The following is a 1,434-nucleotide window of genomic DNA, read 5'->3' on the forward strand; positions in this document are numbered from 1 at the left end:
GTGCCCCTATGGTTTTCGTCAAGCGGTGGCCGGGGTGGGCGGCTGGTAGAAGGTTCCGTCTCGGAGCATGGCGAAGAGGACGTCGATGCGGCGTCGGGCGAGGCAGACGAGGGCTGCGACGTGGTGCTTTCCCTCGCGTCGTTTCTTGTCGTAGTAGGCGCGTGAGTCAGGCTGTGACAGGGAGGCGAACGCGGCGAGGTAAAAGGCTCTCTTGAGCTGCTTGTTGCCTCGCTGGGAGGGGTGTTCGCCGCGGATGGAGGAGCCGGATCTGCGGGTGGCGGGTGCTAAGCCGGCGTAGGCGGCCAGGTGGCCTGCGGTGACGAAGCCGCTGCCGTCTCCGACGTCGATGAGGATGCGGGCTGCGGTCCTGACCCCGATGCCGGGCATGGAGGTCAGGACCGGGGAAAGAGGGTGCGCCTCCAGCAGTTCCTCGATCCTGGCCGCGAGGAGTCTGCGTTGGTCGAGCACGGAGGCGAGCGAGGCGGCGAGGCTGGGGACGATCAGTGCAGCAGCGTCGGTGCCCGGAACGACGACGGTCTGCTCATCGAGTGCATCGAAGATGTCTGCGACGAGCCGTTCGGCCATGCGCGGTGCTCTGGGCCGCAGCAGCGAGGTCAGCCGTCGCCGGCCAGCCTTCCGTAACTGTGCTGGTGAGCCGTGGCGTTCGAGGAGGAACAGGACAGCCTGATGGTCCAGGCGCGGTCCCAGGACCCGCTCGAGAGAGGGATGGATCTGGGTCAGGAGCCCGCGCAGACGGTTCTTGATGCGGGTCACCTCGCCGGCCAGGTCGTCGTCGAAGCCCACGAGCATGGTCAGCTCGGCGACGGTCTCGTCGTCTGCCGCCAGGTCCCGCAGGGTGTGCGGCATGGTCCGGGCAGCATCGGCGATGATCGCCGCATCGCGGGCATCGGTCTTCGACTCCCCGGGGTAGAGGTCGGCGATCCGCCGCATCGTGAGACCTGGAAGATAGGCGACCCGGCAACCGACGTCACGCGCGACGCTCAGCGGCAGGGCGCCGATCGAGGCTGGCTGGTCCACCACGACCAGTACCGTTCCATGCTTGGCCTGCAGTTTCTCGAACAGCTCACGCAGCCGTGGCTCGTTGTTGGGCAGCTGCTTGTCGAACACCTTCTTTCCCGATGGAGTCAGTGCGGTGCCGTGATGTTCGCCCTTGCCGACGTCCAGACCGAGGTACACATCGATCTCGTCCGTGTCGTTCACACACCCCTCCCCAGCAGACGCTTCCCGGTCCCACATGCGGCATCAGCGTGCCGGCATCCACGTTACGAAGGCCTGCTCCACCCAGGACGGGTACGAGCGGTCATGCCCCTGATCAGCGGTCTGCCAATGCCTCCGAGACCGGCGACACCACCTTTTCGACCATGACCGACAGGGGGAGCAAGTCATACCGGACCCGGAGACCGGGAACCCCAT

Annotated in this window: 1 protein-coding gene; it reads right to left on the reverse strand. The window is 66.5% G+C overall.

The genetic code is table 11. The features are described 5' to 3' along the window. Positions 1-18 precede the first annotated feature (18 nt). Positions 19-1,257, reverse strand: coding sequence for an IS110 family transposase (locus ACFY01_RS46725; protein ID WP_390741878.1), 1,239 nt, complete (start codon positions 1,255-1,257; stop codon positions 19-21). Positions 1,258-1,434: the final 177 nt, after the last annotated feature.

Source organism: Streptomyces sp. NPDC001480 (genome assembly GCF_042894725.1).
In the GTDB taxonomy this organism is placed as follows: domain Bacteria; phylum Actinomycetota; class Actinomycetes; order Streptomycetales; family Streptomycetaceae; genus Streptomyces.

Coding starts and splice junctions, on each gene's coding strand:
- ACFY01_RS46725 (WP_390741878.1), bottom strand. CDS start 1,257: ATGTGGGACCGGGAAGCGTCTGCTGGGGAGGGGTGTGTGAACGACACG.